This window comes from Streptomyces sp. NPDC098781 (genome assembly GCF_044759995.1).
In the GTDB taxonomy this organism is placed as follows: domain Bacteria; phylum Actinomycetota; class Actinomycetes; order Streptomycetales; family Streptomycetaceae; genus Streptomyces.
Genome location: NZ_JBIWAK010000007.1, coordinates 380,655 through 399,444, shown reverse-complemented (window position 1 = coordinate 399,444; position 18,790 = coordinate 380,655). Strand labels below are relative to the sequence as shown.

General features: G+C 71.6%; 18 protein-coding genes. 11 read left to right on the top strand and 7 right to left on the bottom strand.

Going from position 1 to position 18,790, the window contains the following annotated elements; all coding sequences use genetic code 11:
• Positions 1-127: 127 nt before the first annotated feature.
• The 5 genes from ACIQWG_RS28825 to ACIQWG_RS28805 all read left to right on the top strand — a co-directional run bounded on the left by ACIQWG_RS28825 (position 128) and on the right by ACIQWG_RS28805 (position 5,960).
• Positions 128-1,465, top strand: a complete 1,338-nt coding sequence (locus tag ACIQWG_RS28825; RefSeq protein ID WP_404100999.1) for an ABC transporter ATP-binding protein — start codon at positions 128-130, stop codon at positions 1,463-1,465.
• Between the two features lie 29 nt (positions 1,466-1,494).
• On the top strand, positions 1,495-1,947 hold the full coding sequence (locus ACIQWG_RS28820) for a DUF3574 domain-containing protein (protein WP_404100997.1): 453 nt from the start codon (positions 1,495-1,497) through the stop codon (positions 1,945-1,947).
• An 82-nt stretch (positions 1,948-2,029) separates the two neighbouring features.
• Positions 2,030-3,418: an aldehyde dehydrogenase family protein gene (locus ACIQWG_RS28815; protein ID WP_404100995.1), complete on the top strand. Its 1,389-nt coding sequence runs from the start codon at positions 2,030-2,032 to the stop codon at positions 3,416-3,418.
• 11 nt (positions 3,419-3,429) lie between these two features.
• A complete protein-coding gene (locus tag ACIQWG_RS28810) occupies positions 3,430-4,509 on the top strand; it encodes a Zn-dependent alcohol dehydrogenase (protein ID WP_404100993.1) in 1,080 nt (359 codons plus the stop codon).
• Between the two features lie 128 nt (positions 4,510-4,637).
• Entirely contained in the window at positions 4,638-5,960 is a 1,323-nt protein-coding gene (locus tag ACIQWG_RS28805; protein ID WP_404100991.1) for an MFS transporter, read from the top strand.
• Between the two features lie 419 nt (positions 5,961-6,379).
• Here ACIQWG_RS28805 and ACIQWG_RS28800 read toward each other — a convergent pair whose 3' ends face one another.
• The 3 genes from ACIQWG_RS28800 to ACIQWG_RS28790 form a co-directional block, all read right to left on the bottom strand.
• Positions 6,380-7,318, bottom strand: coding sequence for a DMT family transporter (locus ACIQWG_RS28800; RefSeq protein WP_404101149.1), 939 nt, complete (start codon positions 7,316-7,318; stop codon positions 6,380-6,382).
• 168 nt (positions 7,319-7,486) lie between these two features.
• Complete coding sequence (locus tag ACIQWG_RS28795; RefSeq protein ID WP_404100989.1) at positions 7,487-8,197, bottom strand: ArsR/SmtB family transcription factor; 711 nt, start codon at positions 8,195-8,197, stop codon at positions 7,487-7,489.
• A gap of 46 nt (positions 8,198-8,243) precedes the next feature.
• The gene (locus ACIQWG_RS28790; RefSeq protein WP_404100987.1) at positions 8,244-8,882 is read right to left on the bottom strand and encodes a TetR/AcrR family transcriptional regulator; all 639 of its coding nucleotides are present in this window, start codon (positions 8,880-8,882) and stop codon (positions 8,244-8,246) included.
• Positions 8,883-9,003: 121 nt separating this feature from the next.
• Here ACIQWG_RS28790 and ACIQWG_RS28785 point away from each other — a divergent pair, with 121 nt between their 5' ends.
• From ACIQWG_RS28785 to ACIQWG_RS28775, 3 genes are all read left to right on the top strand, one after another.
• Entirely contained in the window at positions 9,004-10,155 is a 1,152-nt protein-coding gene (locus tag ACIQWG_RS28785) for an acyl-CoA dehydrogenase family protein (RefSeq protein ID WP_404100985.1), read from the top strand.
• 59 nt (positions 10,156-10,214) lie between these two features.
• On the top strand, positions 10,215-10,502 hold the full coding sequence (locus ACIQWG_RS28780; RefSeq protein WP_404100983.1) for a YiaA/YiaB family inner membrane protein: 288 nt from the start codon (positions 10,215-10,217) through the stop codon (positions 10,500-10,502).
• 135 nt (positions 10,503-10,637) lie between these two features.
• Positions 10,638-11,261, top strand: a complete 624-nt coding sequence (locus ACIQWG_RS28775) for a TetR/AcrR family transcriptional regulator (protein WP_404100981.1) — start codon at positions 10,638-10,640, stop codon at positions 11,259-11,261.
• 22 nt (positions 11,262-11,283) lie between these two features.
• Here the strand turns inward: ACIQWG_RS28775 and ACIQWG_RS28770 are convergent, their stop codons facing one another.
• A complete protein-coding gene (locus ACIQWG_RS28770) occupies positions 11,284-11,745 on the bottom strand; it encodes a MaoC family dehydratase (RefSeq protein ID WP_404100979.1) in 462 nt (153 codons plus the stop codon).
• 131 nt (positions 11,746-11,876) lie between these two features.
• On the opposite strand from ACIQWG_RS28770, the gene soxR reads away from it, so the two are divergent.
• On the top strand, positions 11,877-12,356 hold the full coding sequence (gene soxR / locus ACIQWG_RS28765) for a redox-sensitive transcriptional activator SoxR (protein ID WP_404100977.1): 480 nt from the start codon (positions 11,877-11,879) through the stop codon (positions 12,354-12,356).
• A 51-nt stretch (positions 12,357-12,407) separates the two neighbouring features.
• Here soxR and ACIQWG_RS28760 read toward each other — a convergent pair whose 3' ends face one another.
• Complete coding sequence (locus tag ACIQWG_RS28760) at positions 12,408-13,475, bottom strand: RNA ligase (ATP) (protein WP_404100975.1); 1,068 nt, start codon at positions 13,473-13,475, stop codon at positions 12,408-12,410.
• Positions 13,476-13,628: 153 nt separating this feature from the next.
• Here ACIQWG_RS28760 and ACIQWG_RS28755 point away from each other — a divergent pair, with 153 nt between their 5' ends.
• A complete protein-coding gene (locus tag ACIQWG_RS28755; protein WP_404100973.1) occupies positions 13,629-14,312 on the top strand; it encodes a hypothetical protein in 684 nt (227 codons plus the stop codon).
• Here ACIQWG_RS28755 and ACIQWG_RS28750 read toward each other — a convergent pair.
• Together ACIQWG_RS28750 and ACIQWG_RS28745 are read right to left on the bottom strand one after the other, a co-directional pair.
• Positions 14,295-15,038, bottom strand: coding sequence for a 3-keto-5-aminohexanoate cleavage protein (locus ACIQWG_RS28750; RefSeq protein ID WP_404100971.1), 744 nt, complete (start codon positions 15,036-15,038; stop codon positions 14,295-14,297). The genes ACIQWG_RS28755 and ACIQWG_RS28750 overlap by 18 nt on opposite strands.
• Positions 15,039-15,140: 102 nt before the next feature.
• Positions 15,141-15,746 (bottom strand): hypothetical protein, encoded by a 606-nt coding sequence (locus ACIQWG_RS28745; protein WP_404100969.1) that lies wholly within the window; start codon positions 15,744-15,746, stop codon positions 15,141-15,143.
• 222 nt (positions 15,747-15,968) lie between these two features.
• On the opposite strand from ACIQWG_RS28745, the gene ACIQWG_RS28740 reads away from it, so the two are divergent.
• Positions 15,969-18,776 (top strand): penicillin acylase family protein, encoded by a 2,808-nt coding sequence (locus ACIQWG_RS28740; protein ID WP_404100967.1) that lies wholly within the window; start codon positions 15,969-15,971, stop codon positions 18,774-18,776.
• The last annotated feature ends 14 nt before the right edge of the window (positions 18,777-18,790 follow it).

Genomic DNA, 18,790 nt, shown 5'->3' with positions numbered 1-18,790 from the left:
GCCCCGTACGACCCGCACGGGAGCGTTCGACCGCGGAGCACCAGGCCTGTCCGGCACCCGCTCGTGCCGCAACACACCGGTAGCCGGAACGCCTTGGCGCCTGAACGAGCCCCCGGGGGCAGCCGTCATGACACGCGCCATCTCCCTGCACGACGTCAGCAAGGCATACACGCGAGGCGTCCGCGTCGTGGACCGGCTCTCGCTGGACATCGAGCCCGGCGAGTTCCTGGTCCTGCTCGGACCGTCCGGCTGCGGCAAGTCCACCGTGCTCAGGATGATCGCCGGTCTGGAGGAGATCGACGAGGGCGAACTGCTGCTGGACGGCGAGCCGGCCAACGACCTGCTGCCCGCCGCCCGCCGGATGGCGATGGTCTTCCAGAACTTCGCCCTCTACCCGAGCATGACCAGCCGCGACAACATCGGTTTCCCGCTGCGCATCGAGTCCCCCGGCGCGGACCCACGCGCCCGGGTGGACGCCACCGCCCGCATGCTGGGCATCGAGGACCTGCTCGACCGCTTCCCCGCGCAGCTCTCCGGCGGCGAACGTCAGCGCGTCGCCATGGGCCGGGCCATCGCTCGGCACCCCACCGCGTTCCTGATGGACGAGCCGCTGTCCAACCTCGACGCCAAACTCCGCAACCACCTGCGCGCCGAGATCTCCGGCCTCACCCGGGAACTGGGCGTCACCACGGTGTACGTCACCCACGACCAGGCCGAGGCGATGTCGCTCGGCGACCGGGTGGCCGTGCTGCGCGGCGGCGTCCTCCAGCAGGTCGGCGCCCCGCGCACGGTCTACGCGCTGCCCCGCAACGTCTTCGTCGCCGCCTTCATCGGCATCCCGCGGATCAATCTGCTGCGCGGCGTCGTGCGCGCCCCGCTGGACGGCGCGATGACCATCAGCCTCGGCAAGCAGTACCTCCGGTTGCCCGAACCGCTGTCCCTGGACCACCAGTTGCTCCGGGTGCAGCAGGGCCGCGAGGTCATCGTGGGCCTGCGCTCGGAAGCGGTGCGCATCGCCGAGCGCTCCGCCGCCCGCCCCGGCGAGGCGCACATCACCGGCCTGGTCGAGCATGTGGAGTTCCAGGGCCACGAGGTCCTCGTCCACTTCAACACCGGCTCCCGCCCGGCCTTCGTACCCGATCTGGAAGCGCCGCGCCCGGTCCCGTCGGCCCGGCGGCGCCGCCGTGACCCGGGCACGGTGCTCGACCGGCTCCGCAACCGCGCGGCCGCCCTGCGTGCCGGGCCGGTGGTGACGCTGGAGCACCCGGCCGGCGCCGGCCACGAGCCCGCGCCCCCCGAGGGCCGTCTGCCCGGCGACCTCATCGTCCGCACCACCCCGGACATCGAACTGAGGCACGGAATGCAGGTCCCCCTGCTCGTCGACATCGCCCATCTGTTCGTCTTCGATCAGCACGGAGAGCGAATCTGCCCGGATCCGGCGCGGCTTCCCGACCTGGACGAGTGAACTTGGCCCGGTATGGCTAGCTATGGCCCATGAACATGCACTTCACCCGAACTCGGGCCGTCCTCACCGCCGTCGGCCTCGTGCTGGCGATCGGTGCGCCGACCGCGTACGCCACCCTCGACGCCGGTGCGGCCGCCGTGCCGGAGCGGGGAGAGCCGTACATCGAGACCCAGTTGTTCTTCGGTACCGCCCGTCCGGACGGGGGGCCCGCGGTCACCGACGAGCAGTTCATGGACTTCGTCGACGAGGAGGTCACCCCGGGCTTTCCGGACGGGCTGACCATCCAGTCCGGGCGCGGGCAGTGGCGGGACGCGAGCGGGGTGATCGAGGAGGAGCGGTCGTACGAGCTGATCCTGCTGTACCCGAGGGCGCGGGCGCTGGACAGCGACCGCACGATCGAGGAGATCCGCCGCGCCTACGAGAAGGCGTTCGGTCAGGAGGCGGTGGGCAGGGTGGACGACGAGGCACGCGTCGACTTCTGATGTCATGGGAGTGCCTGGCGCAGAAAAACTAACGCCGCTAGTTTATGTGCCGGACGATGTGACCCGCCCCGGAGGATGCGTGATGAAGGCACACGACGGCTTGTACATCGACGGCGCCTGGCGCCCCGCCGCCGGCCGGGATGTGATCGAGGTGGTCAACCCGGCCGACGAACAGGTCATCGGCCGGGTCCCGGCCGGCACCGCCGCCGACGTCGACACCGCGGTACGGGCCGCCCGCGCCGCCTTCCCGGGCTGGGCCGCGACCCCGCCCGCCGAACGCGCCGCGCGGCTGGCCGCCCTCCGGGACGCGCTGGCCGCCCGCAAGGACGAGATCGCCGAGACGGTCACCGCCGAACTCGGCTCCCCGCCGAAGTTCTCCCAGTCGGTCCACGCCGGCGCCCCGATCGCGGTCGCGGGCACCTACGCCGAGCTGGCGGCGACGTACGCCTTCGAGGAGAAGGTGGGCAACTCGACCGTGTACCTGGAGCCCATCGGCGTGGTCGGCGCGATCACGCCCTGGAACTACCCGCTCCACCAGATCGTCGCCAAGGTCGCCCCGGCGCTGGCGGCGGGCTGCACGGTGGTGCTGAAGCCCGCCGAGGACACTCCGCTGGTCGCCCAGCTCTTCGCCGAGGCGGTGCACGAGGCCGGCGTACCCGCGGGCGTCTTCAACCTGGTCACCGGCCTCGGCCCGGTCGCGGGACAGGCGCTCGCCGAGCACCCGGGCGTCGACCTGGTCTCCTTCACCGGCTCCACCGCCGTCGGCCGGCAGATCGGCGCGGTCGCCGGCGCGGCGATCAAGAAGGTCGCCCTGGAGCTCGGCGGCAAGTCCGCCAACGTCATCCTGCCCAGCGCCGACCTGGCCGCCGCGGTCAACGTCGGCGTCGCCAACGTGATGTCCAACTCCGGGCAGACGTGCAGCGCCTGGACCCGGATGCTGGTGCACGGCGATCAGTACGACGAGGCCGTGGAGCTGGCCGCGACCGCCGCCGCGAAGTACGGCGAGCGGATCGGTCCGGTGGTCAGCGCCAAGCAGCGGGAGCGGGTGCTCGGCTACATCGAGAAGGGCGTCGCCGAAGGGGCCAGGCTGGTGGCGGGCGGCGGCGAACCGCCGCGCGAGCGGGGCTACTTCGTCAGCCCCACCGTCTTCGCCGACGTGACCCCCGAGATGACCATCGCGCAGGAGGAGATCTTCGGCCCGGTCCTGTCCATCCTGCGCTACGAGGACGAGGAGGACGCCCTGCGCATCGCCAACGGCACCGTCTACGGCCTCGCGGGCGCGGTCTGGGCCGGCGAGGAGGCGGAGGCGGTGGCCTTCGCGCGCCGGATGGAGACCGGGCAGGTCGACATCAACGGCGGGCGCTTCAACGTCAGCGCCCCCTTCGGGGGGTACAAGCAGTCGGGCGTCGGCCGCGAACTCGGCACGCACGGCCTGGCCGAGTACCTCCAGACCAAGTCCCTCCAGTTCTGAGGAGCCCGCACATGGTTCGCGCCGCCGTCCTGCCCGCCATCGGTGCCCCCCTGGAGGTCACCGACATCGACCTGCCCGACCCGGGCCCCGGCCGGGTCCGCGTCCGCCTCGCCGCCGCCGGGGTCTGCCACTCCGACCTGTCCCTGTCCAACGGAACCATGCGGGTGCCGGTCCCCGCGGTCCTGGGCCACGAGGGCGCGGGCACAGTGGTCGCCGTGGGGGAGGGGGTCACGCAGGTCGCGCCGGGCGACGGCGTCGTCCTCAACTGGGCCCCGTCGTGCGGTAGTTGTCACGCCTGCGGGCTCGGCGAGGTCTGGCTGTGCGCCAACGCGCTCAACGGCGCCGCCGACGTCTACGCCCGCACCGCCGACGGCACCGACCTGCACCCCGGTCTGAACGTCGCCGCGTTCGCCGAGGAGACCGTCGTCCCGGCGAACTGCCTGCTGCCGCTCCCGGACGGCATCCCCCTCACCGACGCCGCCCTGCTGGGCTGCGCGGTCCTCACCGGCTACGGAGCCGTGCACCACTCGGCGCGGGTCCGGGCGGGGGAGACGGTCGCGGTGTTCGGTGTCGGAGGCGTCGGCCTCGCGGCCCTCCAGTCGGCCCGTATCGCCGGCGCGGCGAAGATCGTCGCCGTCGACGTCTCCCCGGAGAAGGAGGAGCTGGCGCGCGCGGCGGGGGCCACCGACTACGTCGTCGCCTCCGAGAACACCGCCCGCGAGATCCGGGGCCTGACCGGCAAGCAGGGCGTGGACGTGTCGATCGAGTGCGTGGGCCGCGCGACCACGATCCGCGCGGCCTGGGACGCCACCCGCCGCGGCGGCCGCACCACGGTCGTCGGCATCGGCGGCAAGGACCAGCAGGTCACCTTCAACGCCCTGGAGATCTTCCACTGGGGCCGCTCCCTCTCCGGCTGCGTCTACGGCAACTCCGACCCGGCACGGGACCTGCCGGAGCTGGCCGGGCACGTGCGTGCGGGGCGCCTGGACCTGGGCGCGCTGGTGACGGAACGGATCGGGCTGGAGGGGATTCCGGCGGCGTTCGAGAACATGCTCGCGGGCAAGGGCGGCCGGGCCCTGGTGGTGTTCTGAGGAACTGATGTTCCGCCCGGGGCCCTCGGGTGCCCCGGGCAACCTTCCCGCACAACCGTTGACCCCATACCGTCCGGTCAGTACGTTCGCCGCCAACGTCCCCACCGCACCCATCGGAGTGTGCACGCATGGACATGGCCCCCTCCGCCCACCCCGTCGCCACGACCGCCCTCCCCACGGTCAACCGGCGCCGCGTAGCCACCGCCGCGGCGCTCGCCTCGGCCGTCGAGTGGTACGACTACTTCGTCTTCGGCATCGCCGCCGCCCTCGTCCTGGGCGATCTGTACTTCCCGGCCGGCAGCTCCACCGCCGGAGTGCTCGCCGCCTTCGCCACCTTCGCCGTCGGCTTCCTGGCCCGTCCCATCGGCGGCATCGTCGCGGGCCAGCTCGGCGACAAACGGGGCCGCAAGCCCATGCTGGTGCTCGCGCTCACGCTCATGGGCGTCGCCACCACCGGCATCGGCCTGCTCCCGACGTACGACACGATCGGCGTCGCCGCCCCGATCCTGCTCGTGTTCCTGCGCATAGCCCAGGGCGTGGCGGTCGGCGCCCAGTGGGGCGGCGCGATGCTGCTGGCCACGGAGTACGCCCCCGAGGGCAAGCGCGGCGTCTACGGCAGCGTCGTCCAACTCGGCGTCCCCATCGGCGTGGTGACCGCCAACACGGTCTTCCTGCTGGCCGGGGCCTTCACCACCGACGCGCAGTTCGCGGCGTGGGGCTGGCGGGTGCCGTTCCTGATCGGCCTGTTCGTCCTCGCGCTGGCCTGGTACATCCACACCCGCGTCGAGGAGACCCCCGAGTTCCGCCAGGCCGAACAGGCGCTGTCCGAGAAGGAGAAGGCCGAGCAGTCCAGCCCGCTGCGCACGATCCTCAAGGACCACCTCGGCACGGTCCTGCTGGCCGGCGGCTCCTTCGCCGTCAACACCGCGACCTTCTACATCCTGATCACCGGCGTCCTCGACTACACGACCCGCGAGCTGGACATGAAGAAGGGCGCGGTGCTCACCGTCTCGCTCTGCGTCAGCCTCACCCAGCTGGTGCTGATCCCGGCCGCCGCCGCGCTCTCGGACAAGGTCGGCCGCATCCGCGTCTACGCGTTCGGCGCCGCCGGCATCGCCCTGTGGGCCGTACCGCTGTTCCTGCTGATCGACACCGGCTCACTGCTGTGGCTGGCGGTCGGCACCTTCGTCGCCAGCTGCTTCCTCAGCATCATGTACGGCCCCCAGGCGGCCCTGTTCGCCGAGCTGTTCACCCCCGAGATGCGCTACACCGGCGCCTCCCTCGGCTACCAGATCGCGGCCGTCCTCGGCGGCGGACTCGCCCCGTTCCTCATGGTCCTGCTCCTGGAGGCCACCGGTACCTCGATGGCGGTGTCGGCCTACATCATCGGCCTCGCGGTGATCGCGCTGCTGTCCATCAAGGTCCTGGCGGACAAGGCGCGTTCACGCTGACTCGGCGCGAGGGAGATCAGGCGCCTTCACGCCGACTCGTGGGTCCGCTCGGGTCGCGGCGCGGTCGCCACGACCCGGGTGGACCGGGTCCGGGAGCGGGAGACGGCTGCGCCTGCCGGGCAGAGTGCTCCGCCTGCCGGCGTCAGGGGGCCCGCACCTCGCCCGGGCTGGCCGTGGTGCGGGCCAGGTGGTGAAGGCGGGCGCGAGGGAGATCAGGCGCCTTCACGCTGACTCCCGGGCCTGCTCGGGTCGCGGGCGCGGTCGCCACGACCCGGGTGGACCGGGTCCGGGAGCGGGACACGGCGACGCCTGCCGGGCAGAGTGCTCCGCCTGTCGGCGTCAGGGGGCCCGCACCTCGCCCGGGCTGGCCGTGGTGCGGGCCAGGTGGTGAAGGCGGGCGCGAGGGCAGACAGGCGCCTTCACGCCGACTCGTGGGTCCGCTCGGGTCGCGGCGCGGTCGCCACGACCCGGGTGGACCGGGTCCGGGAGCGGGAGACGGCTACGCCTGCCAGGCAGAGTGCTCCGCCCGCGAGCGTGAGCAGGCCCGGTACCTCGCCCAGGGCCAGCCAGGACATCAGCACGACCAGTGCGGGGACCGCGTACGTGGTCGCGCCCATGCGGCTGGCGGTGGTGCGGGCCAGGGCGTACGCCCAGGTGGTGAAGGCGAGCGCGAGGGAGAAGACGCCCAGGTAGACCATGTTGAGCGTGGCGGAGAGGGAGGCGTGGGCCACCTCGCCGACCAGTTGACCGGCGAACGGCAGGCACAGGACCGCGCCGACCAGACAGCCGTACGTCGTCACCTGGAGCGCGCTGGCATGCCCGAGCGCCGGCTTCTGCGCCACGACGCCGCCCGCGTACCCGACCGCGGCGAGCAGGCACAGCACCACCCCGAGCACCGAGGAACCACCCCCGCTCGACATCGACAGCCCCACGGTCACCGCGCCGGCGAACGACACCGCCATCCCGGCCAGCAGCCGCGGCGGCATCGGGTCGCCGAGCAGCCGCGCGCCCAGCAGTGCGATGAGGATCGGCCCGATGTTCACGACCAGGGCCGCCGTGCCGGCGTCCACCTGCTGCTCGCCCCAGTTCAGCACGACGCTGTAGAACCCGAACCACAGCAGCCCCGATATCGCGATGCCGGGCCAGGTCGCCCTCGGGGGCAGCCCCTCGCGCCGGACGAGACAGATGACCCCCAGCACCAGGGCGCCGACGAGCAGCCGGCCGAGCGCCAGCGCGCCCGGCGAGTACTCGTCCCCCGCGCTGCGGATGGAGACGAAGGCCGAGGCCCACAGCACCACGGTGACGGTGGCCGCACCGGCGGCGAGCAACTCGGGGCGGCGGGCGGGGGAGAAGTTCATCATGCTCCAGAGGCTAGGTAGAGAAGGGGAAGAAGGCTGGCGAATTTCGGACCGGGTGATGGCGGCGCCCCCAGGGGCGCGGCGAACCGCGCGACCAGCCACGACGGACCCGCGGAGGTCCACCGGCCGGGCGAGGGCGTCACGGGAGTTCAGTGAGGCCGTCGGAGTTCACCGGAGTGCCCCCGCCTCGATGCGCAACAGCTCGGCCAGCGACCGCTCGCCCGACGGAGTCACCTTCACGGCCCGCTCCGACCCGATCCGCACACACCACCCCGTGTCCAGCGCATGCCGGCACAGGGCCGCGCCCGCGACACCGGCGAGGTGGGGCCGGCGTTCGGTCCAGTCGAGACAGGCCCGGGCCAGGGGACGGCGGCTCGAACGGTCCAGCCGGATACCGGCCGTCTCGAACCACCCCAGCCCGGCGTCCGTCAGCGCGAACCCGGTGTCCTGCCGCAGCAGCCCGCGCGAGGTCAGCGCGTCGGTGACCGTGATACCGAGCCGCCCGGCGAGATGGTCGTAGCACGTGCGGCCCCTGGCCATCGCCGATCCGGCGCTGGACTCCCGTAGCGTCCGGGGCCGTCGGGAGATCCCCGGCGCCACCTGCGCGACCAGGTCCTCCACCAGTTGGGCCACCCGCGCGTCGGCCAGCCGGACGTACCGGTGCCGTCCCTGCCGCTCCTCGGTCAGCAGGCCGCCCGCGACGAGCTTGCCCAGATGCTCACTCAGCGTCGACGCGGCCACCCCGGCCTGCCGCGCCAGCTCGCCGGCGGTCCACGCCCGGCCGTCGAGCAGCGCCAGCAGACAGGTCGCCCGGGTCTCGTCCGCGATGAGCGCGGCGAGCCCGGCCAGCTGGGGTGCCTGCGGATCCCTGGTGGTCATGCGTCCAGGATGCGGCACGGACACTTCGGTGCCGGCCGAAGTACGGCTACGCCCGTCCGGCCTGCTCGTACTGCCGCGCCAGCCCGTCCAGCAGCGCCGTCAGCCCCGTCTCGAAGGCCCGCTCGTCGATCTTCTCCTGCTGATCGGCGAGGAGGTGGGCCTGGCCGAGGTGCGGGTAGTCGGCGGGGTCGTACGCGCTCGCGTCGCCCACGAAACCCCCCGCGAACGAGCCCAGCGCCGAGCCCATGATGAAGTACCGCATCAGCGCGCCGATGGACGTGGCCTGCGCCGGCGGCCAGCCCGCCGCGACCATCGCCCCGTAGACGGCGTCAGCGAGCCGCAGCGCGGCGGGACGGCGGCCGGGGCCGCGCGCGAGCACCGGCACGATGTTCGGGTGGTCGCGCAGGGCCGCCCGGTAGGAGACGGCCCATTCGTGCAGCGCGGTCCGCCAGTCCCGGCCGTCCTCGAACATCGACAGATCGACCTGGGCGCTCACCGAGTCGGCGACCGCCTCCAGGATCTCGTCCTTGGTGCGGAAGTGGTTGTAGAGGGACGGCCCGCTCACGCCCAGCTCGGCGGCGAGCCGGCGGGTGGAGACGGCCGACAGGCCCTCCGCGTCCACGAGTTCGCGGGCCGTCTCGACGATCCGGTCGTAGCTGAGCAGGGGCTTGCGCGGTCGGGCCATGGCGCACATAGTAGGGCTGCCGACTGGAAACTAGCAGTGCTAATTTAAATGTACGGCTTTCAAGGGACGGCAGACCGTGTCGTACGGCCGTCCGCGTCCACCGTCTGTGGGGTGACTCTGCATGAACCTGGAGCTCAGCGAGGAGCAGACCGCCGTCCGCCGGCTCGCCCGGGACTTCGTGGAGCGCGAGATCGCCCCGAACGTCGTCGCGTGGGACCGGGCCGAGGAGGTGGACCGCTCGATCGTCAAGAAACTCGGCGAGGTCGGCTTCCTGGGCCTGACGATCGACGAGGAGTACGGCGGCTCGGGCGGCGACCATCTGGCGTACTGCCTGGTCACGGAGGAGCTTGGCCGGGGCGACTCCTCGGTGCGCGGCATCGTGTCGGTCTCCCTCGGCCTGGTCGCCAAGACGGTGGCCGCCTGGGGGAGCGAGGAGCAGCGCCGCCGCTGGCTGCCGGGGCTCACCTCGGGCGAGCTGGTCGGCTGCTTCGGCCTCACCGAGCCGGGCACGGGCTCGGACGCCGGGAACCTCACCACGCGCGCGGTGCGCGACGGCGACGACTACGTCATCGACGGCTCCAAGATGTTCATCACGAACGGCACCTGGGCCGATGTCGTCCTGCTCTTCGCCCGCTCCACCGACGCGCCGGGCCACAAGGGCGTCTCCGCGTTCCTCGTTCCCACGGACACGCCCGGACTGACCCGCCGCACCATCCACGGCAAGCTCGGCCTGCGCGGCCAGGCCACCGCCGAGCTGGTCCTCGACGGCGTACGGGTGCCGGCGTCGGCCATGCTGGGGGAGGAGGGCAAGGGCTTCTCGGTCGCGATGTCGGCCCTGGCCAAGGGGCGGATGTCGGTCGCCGCGGGATGTGTGGGGATAGCGCAGGCCGCCCTGGACGCGGCCGTGCGGTACGCCGGCGAGCGCGAGCAGTTCGGCAGGCCGATCGCCCACCACCAGCTGGTCCAGGAGCTGATCAGTGACATCGCCGTGGACGTGGACGCGGCACGCCTGCTGACCTGGCGGGTCGCCGATCTGATCGACCGGGGGCAGCCCTTCGCGGTGGAGTCCTCCAAGGCCAAGCTCTTCGCCTCGGAAGCCGCCGTACGCGCCGCCAACAACGCCCTCCAGGTCTTCGGCGGCTACGGCTACATCGACGAGTACCCGGCGGGCAAACTGCTGCGCGACGCCCGCGTGATGACCCTCTACGAGGGCACGAGCCAGATCCAGAAACTGCTCATCGGCCGAGCGCTGACGGGAGTTTCGGCGTTCTGAGTACGTGGCTGAGTAGTTCAGCGGATGTGGCGCGGGCCACGTCCGCCGACCCTTGGCCCATGAGTGACTCACCGGTCAAGCAGCAGAGCACGGCCGCCTTCTACGGTCAGGCCGTCGCGTCCTTCGCGGTCGCCATGGCCGCCACCGCCGTCGGTATCTACCAGCTGAGCGCCGACGCCTGGGTGCGTGGCTTCCTCGCGATCGCGGTTCTCTACCTGGTGACCTCGGCGTTCACGCTCGCCAAGGTCATCCGGGACCGCCAGGAGGCCGGGCAGATCGTCAGCCGGGTCGACCAGGCCCGGCTGGAGAAGCTGCTCGCCGACCACGACCCCTTCGAGAAGATCTGAGCCCGGGTGAGTGCGGACCGGCCGGGATCGGGCCCCGGTCCAGCTCGTTCGGACCCCTCCCGGCCGCCTCGCTAAGCGCTCGCTCAGTATCGGCGGTATGGTGGTCCCTCTGTCTTCGAGAGGGGCGAGTGAGCGATGAGTACGGCGGAGGAGACGGCCGGCGGCGAGACGTCGGCTTGGGCCGAGGTCACCCCCGACGCGGCCCGGCGGCTGTTGATCGCCGCCGTGGAGGCCTTCGCCGAACGCGGCTACCACGCCACCACGACCCGTGACATCGCGGGCCGCGCGGGCATGAGCCCGGCCGCGCTCTACATCCACTACAAGACCAAGGAAGAGCTGCTCCACCGGATCAGCCGGATCGGCCATGAGAAGGCACTGGAGATCCTGCGGACGGCGGCCCGCCGGGACGGCACGCCGAACGAGCGGCTCGCCGACGCGGTGAGCTCCTTCGTGCGCTGGCACGCCGGGGGGCGTACCACCGCGCGGGTCGTGCAGTACGAGCTGGACTCGCTCGGTCCGGACGCCCGTGACGAGATCCTGGCGCTGCGTCGGCAGTGCGATGCCGAGGTGCGCGGGATCATCGAGGACGGGGTGGCGGCCGGCGCGTTCGAGGTGCTGGACGTGAAGGGCACGACGCTCGCGGTGCTGTCGCTCTGCATCGACGTGGCCCGCTGGTTCAACGTGGATGGCCCCTGGTCGCCCGACGAGGTCGGCGCGCTGTACGCCGACCTCGTGCTGCGGATGGTGGGGGCGAAGTAGGGCGGTCGGCCCGTGCCAGGCCCTAGAGGTAGTACCGCGAGACGGACTCGGCCACGCACACCGGCTTGTCCCCGCCCTCGCGCTCCAGGGTGAAGGCGACGGCGACCTGGATGCCGCCCTTGACGTCCTCCACGCCGGTGATGGTGGCGGTGGCGCGCACCCTCGATCCGACCGGTACCGGGGCGGGGAAGCGGACCTTGTTGGTCCCGTAGTTCACGCCCATCTTCACGCCCTCGACCTTGATGAGCTGGGGTCCGAAGAGCGGGAGCAGGGACAGCGTGAGATAGCCGTGCGCGATGGTCGTCCCGAAGGGCCCGGCGGCGGCCTTCTCGGGGTCGACATGGATCCACTGGTGATCACCGGTGGCCTCCGCGAAGAGATCGATCCGCTTCTGGTCGACCTCCAGCCAGTCGGTGTACCCCAGCTGCTCGCCCACCGCCGACTTCAGGTCGTCGGCGGAGGTGAAGATCCTCGGCTCTGCCATGTCCCGGCCTCCCGCGTCACGTATGTCAGTGAGTACTGCCTGCGCAGATCTCTAAGCAACTGCTTAGCATGCTAGGCCGGGAAGCCCCTGTCAACGGACCGGGGCCGTGACCGGGTAGGTAGGTTTGTCGGGTGCCCCAGATCCCCGAGAAGATCCACGAGCTCAGCGTCGGCCAGCTCTCCGCCCGAAGCGGGGCCGCCGTCTCCGCCCTGCACTTCTACGAGTCCAAGGGCCTGATCAGCAGCCGCCGCACCTCCGGCAACCAGCGCCGCTACACCCGTGACACCCTGCGCCGGGTGGCCTTCGTCCGGGCCGCGCAGCGCGTCGGTATCCCGCTGGCCACGATCCGCGAGGCCCTCGCCGAACTCCCCGAGGAACGCACCCCCACCCACGAGGACTGGGCACGCCTGTCCGAGGCCTGGCGCTCCGAACTGGACGAGCGCATCAAGCAACTGAACCGCCTGCGCGACCACTTGACCGACTGCATCGGCTGCGGGTGCCTCTCCCTGGACACCTGCGTCCTGTCCAACCCGGACGATGTGTTCGGCGAGCGGCTCACCGGATCCCGTCTGATGGTGGAGCGGCAGCGGAACGGGGAGGCCGGCTCCTAGGAGCCCGGGGCGCCCGGGGCAGTTCGGGGCCCCGGGGCGCCGCGGCGCGAGCTACTCGTACTCGGTCCCGCCCTTCCGCGTCAGATAAGCCGGACTCACCGCCTTCGCGATCGCCCGGCCGCCGGTCACCGCGCTGTACCGCTCCACGGCGGGCCGGATCACCACGCCCTCCCGCAGATGCAGCTCCCGCCCGGACACCGTCTCCCGCCCGCTCGCGACCTCCAGCACCCGCTCGATGTCGAAGGGCCCCTCGAACAGCCGCGGCACCAAGGGCAGTTCCCCCTCCAGCAGCCGAGCCGCGTCCAGCCACTCCACCCGGCCGTCGATCTCCGTGGACACGTCGAACGCGGCGAACCCCAGCGTCTCCCGCCGCCCGTCGGCGCCGTACGTCAGGTCCTGCACTCCCGCGCCGAACACCTCGCCGAAGATCCCGACCCGCCGGGCCCCGAGCCGCTCGGCCAGTCGCGCCGCCGCCTCGGCGACGCCGTGCCCGCGCACCGCCCGCCAGTACAGGTTCCGTGACTCCTCGCGCAGCGCCAGCGACTTCGCGCCGAAGCCCTTGGAGGACACGTACACCCGCTCCTGGTCGGCGACATAGGTCACCAGGCACGCCGACCCGTGCAGCTTCTCGGTCAGCACCACCGGTTCACCGGGTGTGAAGATGTCCGGATACCGCTGGATGTTCTCGATGTCGACCCAGGGCAGCAGATCCGGCGCGGACTCCACGTCACCGGACATCGTCGGCGGGATCGGCGGCACCCACTTGGTGATCCCCAGCCGCTCGGCGAAGTCCGTACCCTCCGTGGCGGCCGCCCCGAGGTCGACGTCCGCCAGCACCTTCGGCCGGCAGACGATCCCCTGCGACAGCTCGCCGCGCAGCCGCACCGCCTTGACCCGGTCCGCGTTGCTCCCCGCCAGCCGCCCGGTCAGCCCCAGCTCCTCGATCAGCTCGGCCGGCAGCACGGACTGCTCGGGGATGTACACGGCGGCCTCACCGGTGCGGTACGCGCCCTTGGCGACGACGGCCCGGTACAGACCCACCTGGGCCAGCTCCAACGCGTCCGCGTCGGGGTGTTCATGGACGGTCAGCACTTCGGCGGTGACGCGCAGCGTCGACATCAGGGGCTCCTTCAGGACCTCGGACTTCGTCTCATCGCCCCCAACTGTCCGGACGGGAAAGGGTTGGAGCGACCGGATTAGCGGCTGGTATCGTCGCGATCTTCGGCCGCCGGCACCGCCGCCGCGCACGGAGTCCTGACGGGATCACCCACCATGTCCTCAGCAGCCCTTGACGCCGCCCTCGCCGAGATCGACACCGTCTTCGGCGGATTCGCGAGCCCCGAGGAGACCGGCTGCGGCTACTGCCACCTGCCCGAGGAGCTCGCGCATCTGCGGACGCCGGACCGGCCCATACCGGTGGACGTGGTGTCGTACTTCCTCTTCGAGGTGCCCGACCACTTCGACGACCACCCGGCCGTGATGCGGCGCCTGCTGCCTCAGGTGGCACGGGCGATGACCGACGGAGGACTGGGCGGGATCGCTCACGGGGCTCACGGGCTGTCGCGGGTGGACTGGCAGCTGTGGCCGGCCGAGCAGGTCACGGCGATCGAGGCGTTCCTGCACGCCTGGTGGCGGGCGGTCGTCGTGTCGCCCGAGCCGCCCTACGACATCAGCGACATCTTCGACACCTGCGTGACGATCGCCAGGACCGTGACCCCCTTCCTGGACACGTGGGGTCCGGGCCGGGTCGCCGACGCCCACCTCGCCCGCTGCGCCGACGTCTGGCTCGACGACCTGCTGTCCGACTCCTCACCCTTCACGTGGTGGTACGACGACACCGTGGACGCCGGTCTCGCGGACCTGCGCACCTGGCTCGCCGGCCCCGGCCTCGCACGTCTCCACGAGGCGGGTGAGTACGACCTCGCGACCCGCGTCGAGCTACTCGCGCTCTCCTAGGGCCGTCCGCCGCGCCTGCCGGTACTGGCGCAGTCCCTCGGCCACCAGATGGCCGTTGGACGCGGCCCGCTCCCCGTCCGGCAGGACCAGCGTGTCCTCCAGCCCGATCCGCGTCGCCAGCCCCAGCCGTCCCGCCAGCCGGAGCACCGGCCACGCGCTCCCGTCCTCCCCGTGCAGCAGCACGGGGCGGCCGAACGCCGGGCCCAGGTCGGCCAGGAGGGCGTGCGCGCTCTGTTCGGCCGTGTCCGCCGACGTGTCCGTCACCTCGGCCAGGACCCGCAGCACCCTCGGCCCCAGGGGTGAGGCGGCGAAGCGTGCCGCACCGTCCGTGCCGGACCAGATGCCCGCCTCCACAGCGACGCCCCGTTCCAGCAGCGCCGCCGCCACTTCCTCCGCGCCCGGCTCGTGCCAGTTGACCGAGGCGTGGTCCGGCAGGACCGTCCAGCTCAGCACACGCTCCAGCCGGGCGCCGGGGTCCGGTTCCGCCCACGCGCCCGTGGTCACCCCGACCGGCACCCGCACCCGCGCGCGGATCTCCTCCAGCGTCGGCGCGAGCACGCGCGGGGAGAGGCTGTCCTGTCCGCAAGGGGTCTTGGGGTGTACATGGATGTCCGTGGCACCGGCCGCGACGGCCTCGGCCGCGGCATCGGCCAGCGCCGCCGGAGACAGCGGCACCACCGCTCCGTCGTCCGCCCCCCGGGCCCCGTTGAGACACACCTGGATCATGTCCCGATGGTGCCAGTCACCACTGACAACGGCCCCGCGGGCCAACGCGTCGGCACCGGACGGTCATAGGGGGTGCGGCATCCCCGGCGCACCCCCGTCGTACTAGGCGGACATGAGCAGCCGCCGTCCGCGCCGCGACGTCGCCAGCGCCTCGGGCGTGAGCACCGGGCGCGGCACCACGATCCCGCACTCGGTGCAGACCGGGCCCGACGACGGTTCATGGGCCAGGTCGTATTTCCAGATCAGTCGTTCCTCGCGACACACCGGGCACTCCGCGCCCGGTTCGCGTTCCAGCGCGGAGATCAGCCGGCGCAGCACCTCGGCCAGGGGTTCATGCGGGTGGACCCGGGGGTCGTCGCACCAGGCGACGCCGAACCCGCCCCAGGTCAGCCGGTGCCAGTCGTCCACGGTCCCCGGCCTGCGCAGTCCGTCCTGCTTCTCCTTCTTGCGTCGCTCGGCGAACTCGACCTCATAGGCGAGCCAGACCGAACGCGCCTCCTCCAGTTCCTCCAACGCGGCCACGAGCCGCGCCGGGTCGGGGGAGCGGTCCTCGGGACCGAATCCCGCCCGGGAACACAAGTGGTCCCAGGTCGCCCTGTGCCCGTAAGGAGCGAATCGCTCAAGGCACTTCCGCAGTGAGTAGCGCCGCAGCGCGAGATCGCACCGCGGATCACGCACCTGTCTCGCCAGACTCCGGAAACCGGCCATCGCCCTGCACCTCCGTCACACCTGCACCTGTACTTCGGTCACTTCGGCGTCGTCGTTCGGACTTCGCCGAATAGACGTATCGACAAGCGATTCGGCTCCATCCGATTTCTGATGACCTCCACAACGAGTCCTGGCGACCCAACAAAGTGACGCATGTTCATCTTCAATCCCGGGGATACCGCCGGTAACACAATCGGCCCACCCTCGTCGGTAGGAGCTGCCATGCCAAGGCGTCACTCGCGCAACGCCCCGGACAGACTGAGAACTCCCGGCAGATTCCCCGGGTTCCTGAAGACGGCATCCGTATGCGCCCTGATCGCCGGTCTTTTGTCGCCACTTTCCACAGCGGCCGCCGCGCCCGCCGTGGCCGGCACGGATGTGGCAGAGGTCACCGCCGCGAACGACCACTGCGGTGGCCAGTGCTCCGACATCCTGCCGCCGGGCCAGAACGGCAACGCCACCCTGGCGCAGATCCTGCTCAACCAGGCCTTCGGCACCATGCCGGAGCACGCCTCCGACCAGCTGGGCCCCTACGCAGCCCTCGCCACGGGCCACACGGGCCTCACCAACGCGACGATCAACACCTTCTTCAACGACGCCTCGTTCGGCGTACCGTCCGATCAAGTCGCCTCCACCGTCGCTCCCGCCGGGCGCGGCGACGTGACGATCGTCCGTGACAAGAAGACGGGTGTGCCGCACATCACCGGTACCACCAGATACGGCACCGAGTTCGGCGCCGGCTATGCCGCCGCCCAGGACCGGCTGTGGCTGATGGACGTCTTCCGGCACGTGGGACGCGGGCAGCTGACCTCGTTCGCCGGCGGCGCGCCCTCCAACCAGGGCCTTGAGCAGCAGTTCTGGCGCAACGCGCCGTACACCGAGGCCGATCTCCAGGCCCAGATCGACAACGCGGTCGCCTCCAACGGCGAACGCGGCCGACAGGCCCTCGCCGACGCCAACGCCTATCTGGACGGCATCAACGCCTACATCGACGCCTCCGACAGAGGCCGCTACTTCCCCGGCGAATACGTCCTGACCGGCCACAAGGACTCCGTCACCAACGCCGGCAAGATCGAGCACTTCAAGCAGACCGACCTGGTCGCGCTGGGCTCCGTGATCGGCGCGCTGTTCGGCTCCGGGGGCGGCGGCGAGGTCGGCAACGCGATCTCGCTGCTGGCCGCGCAGGAGAAGTTCGGGGTGGCCGAGGGCACGAAGCTCTGGGAGTCGTTCCGTGAACGCAACGACCCCGAGGCCGTCGTCACCGTCCACGACAAGAGCTTCCCGTACGCGACCAAGCCCGCCGACCCGCAGGGCGAGGCCCTCCCCGACGCCGGCTCGGTCACCGAGGAACAGCTCGTGCACGACCGTACGGGCAGCGCCGCCGGCTCCGCCGCGAGCGGCGCCTCGGCCACGGCCGCCGCGACCGCCATGACCTCGGCCAAGCGGGGCATGTCCAACGCCCTGGTGGTGAGCGGCGAGCACACCGCGAGCGGCCACCCGGTCGCCGTCTTCGGGCCGCAGACCGGCTACTTCGCCCCCCAGCTGCTCCTGCTCCAGGAGATCCAGGGTCCCGGCATCAGCGCCCGCGGCGCCTCCTTCGCCGGTCTGAGCATGTACGTCGAGCTCGGCCGCGGCCAGGACTACGCGTGGAGCGCCACCACCTCAGGCCAGGACATCATCGACACCTACGCCGTCGAGCTGTGCCAGGACGACCAGCACTACCTCTACCGCGGCACCTGCACCGCGATGGAGAAGATCGAGCAGAAGAACGCCTGGAAGCCCACGACCGCCGACGGCACGCCCGCCGGTTCGTACACGATGCGGGTCTGGCGCACGAAGTACGGTCCCGTCACCCATCGCGCGACCGTCGGCGGCAAGAAGGTCGCCTACACCACCCTGCGCTCGTCCTACCTGCACGAGGCCGACTCGATCATCGGCTTCCAGATGCTGAACGACCCGGACTTCGTCAAGGGCCCCGAGGACTTCCAGAAGGCGGTGCAGCACATCAACTACACCTTCAACTGGTTCTACGCCGACTCCGAGCACACCGCCTACTACAACAGCGGCGACAACCCGGTCCGGGCGGCCGGCGTCGACGCGGAGTTCCCGGTGTGGGCGCAGCAGGCGTACGAGTGGCGGGGCTGGGACCCGGCGACGAACACCGCGCAGTACACCCCGCCGTCCGAGCACCCCAACTCCATCGACCAGGACTACTACATCTCCTGGAACAACAAGCAGGCCAAGGACTACACGACCGCGCCCTGGGGTGACGGCTCGGTCCACCGCGGCAACCTGCTGGAGAACCGGGTGCGGAAGCTGGTGGCGGCGGGTGGTGTGACCCGGGCCGCGCTGGTGAAGGCGATGGCCGAGGCGGGCCTCGCCGATCTGCGGGCCGAGGACGTGCTGCCCGACCTGCTGAAGGTCGTCAACAGCTCGGCCGTGACCGACCCCACGGCAGCGGCGGCCGTGACCAGGCTTCAGACGTGGCTGACGGCGGGCGGCAAGCGCACCGAGACATCGGCCGGTTCGAAGACGTACGCGAACGCCGACGCGATCCGCGTCCTGGACGCGTGGTGGCCGCTGCTGGTGAAGGCCGCGTTCGAGCCGGGGCTCGGCAGCGAGCTGTACGGCGCGATGACCGCCAACCTGCCCATCGACGAGTCCCCGTCGGCCGCGCACGGGCCGACCGGCGCGCACGCCGGAAGCTCCTTCCAGTACGGCTGGTGGAGCTATGTGGACAAGGACATCCGGGCCGTGCTCGGTGAGTCCGTGCAGGGCCCGCTCGACCGGAAGTACTGCGGCGGCGGCAGCCTGAGCGCCTGCCGGGACCTCCTGATCGGCACCCTGAAGGAGGCCGCGGGCAAGACGGCCGCCCAGGTCTACCCCGGCGACGACCAGTGCGCGGCGGGCGACCAGTGGTGCGCCGACTCGATCGTCCAGCGCACCCTCGGCGGCATCAAGCACGGCAGGATCAGCTGGCAGAACCGTCCGACCTATCAGCAGGTCGTGGAGTTCACCTCACACAGGTGACGGTGAGCGGCCGG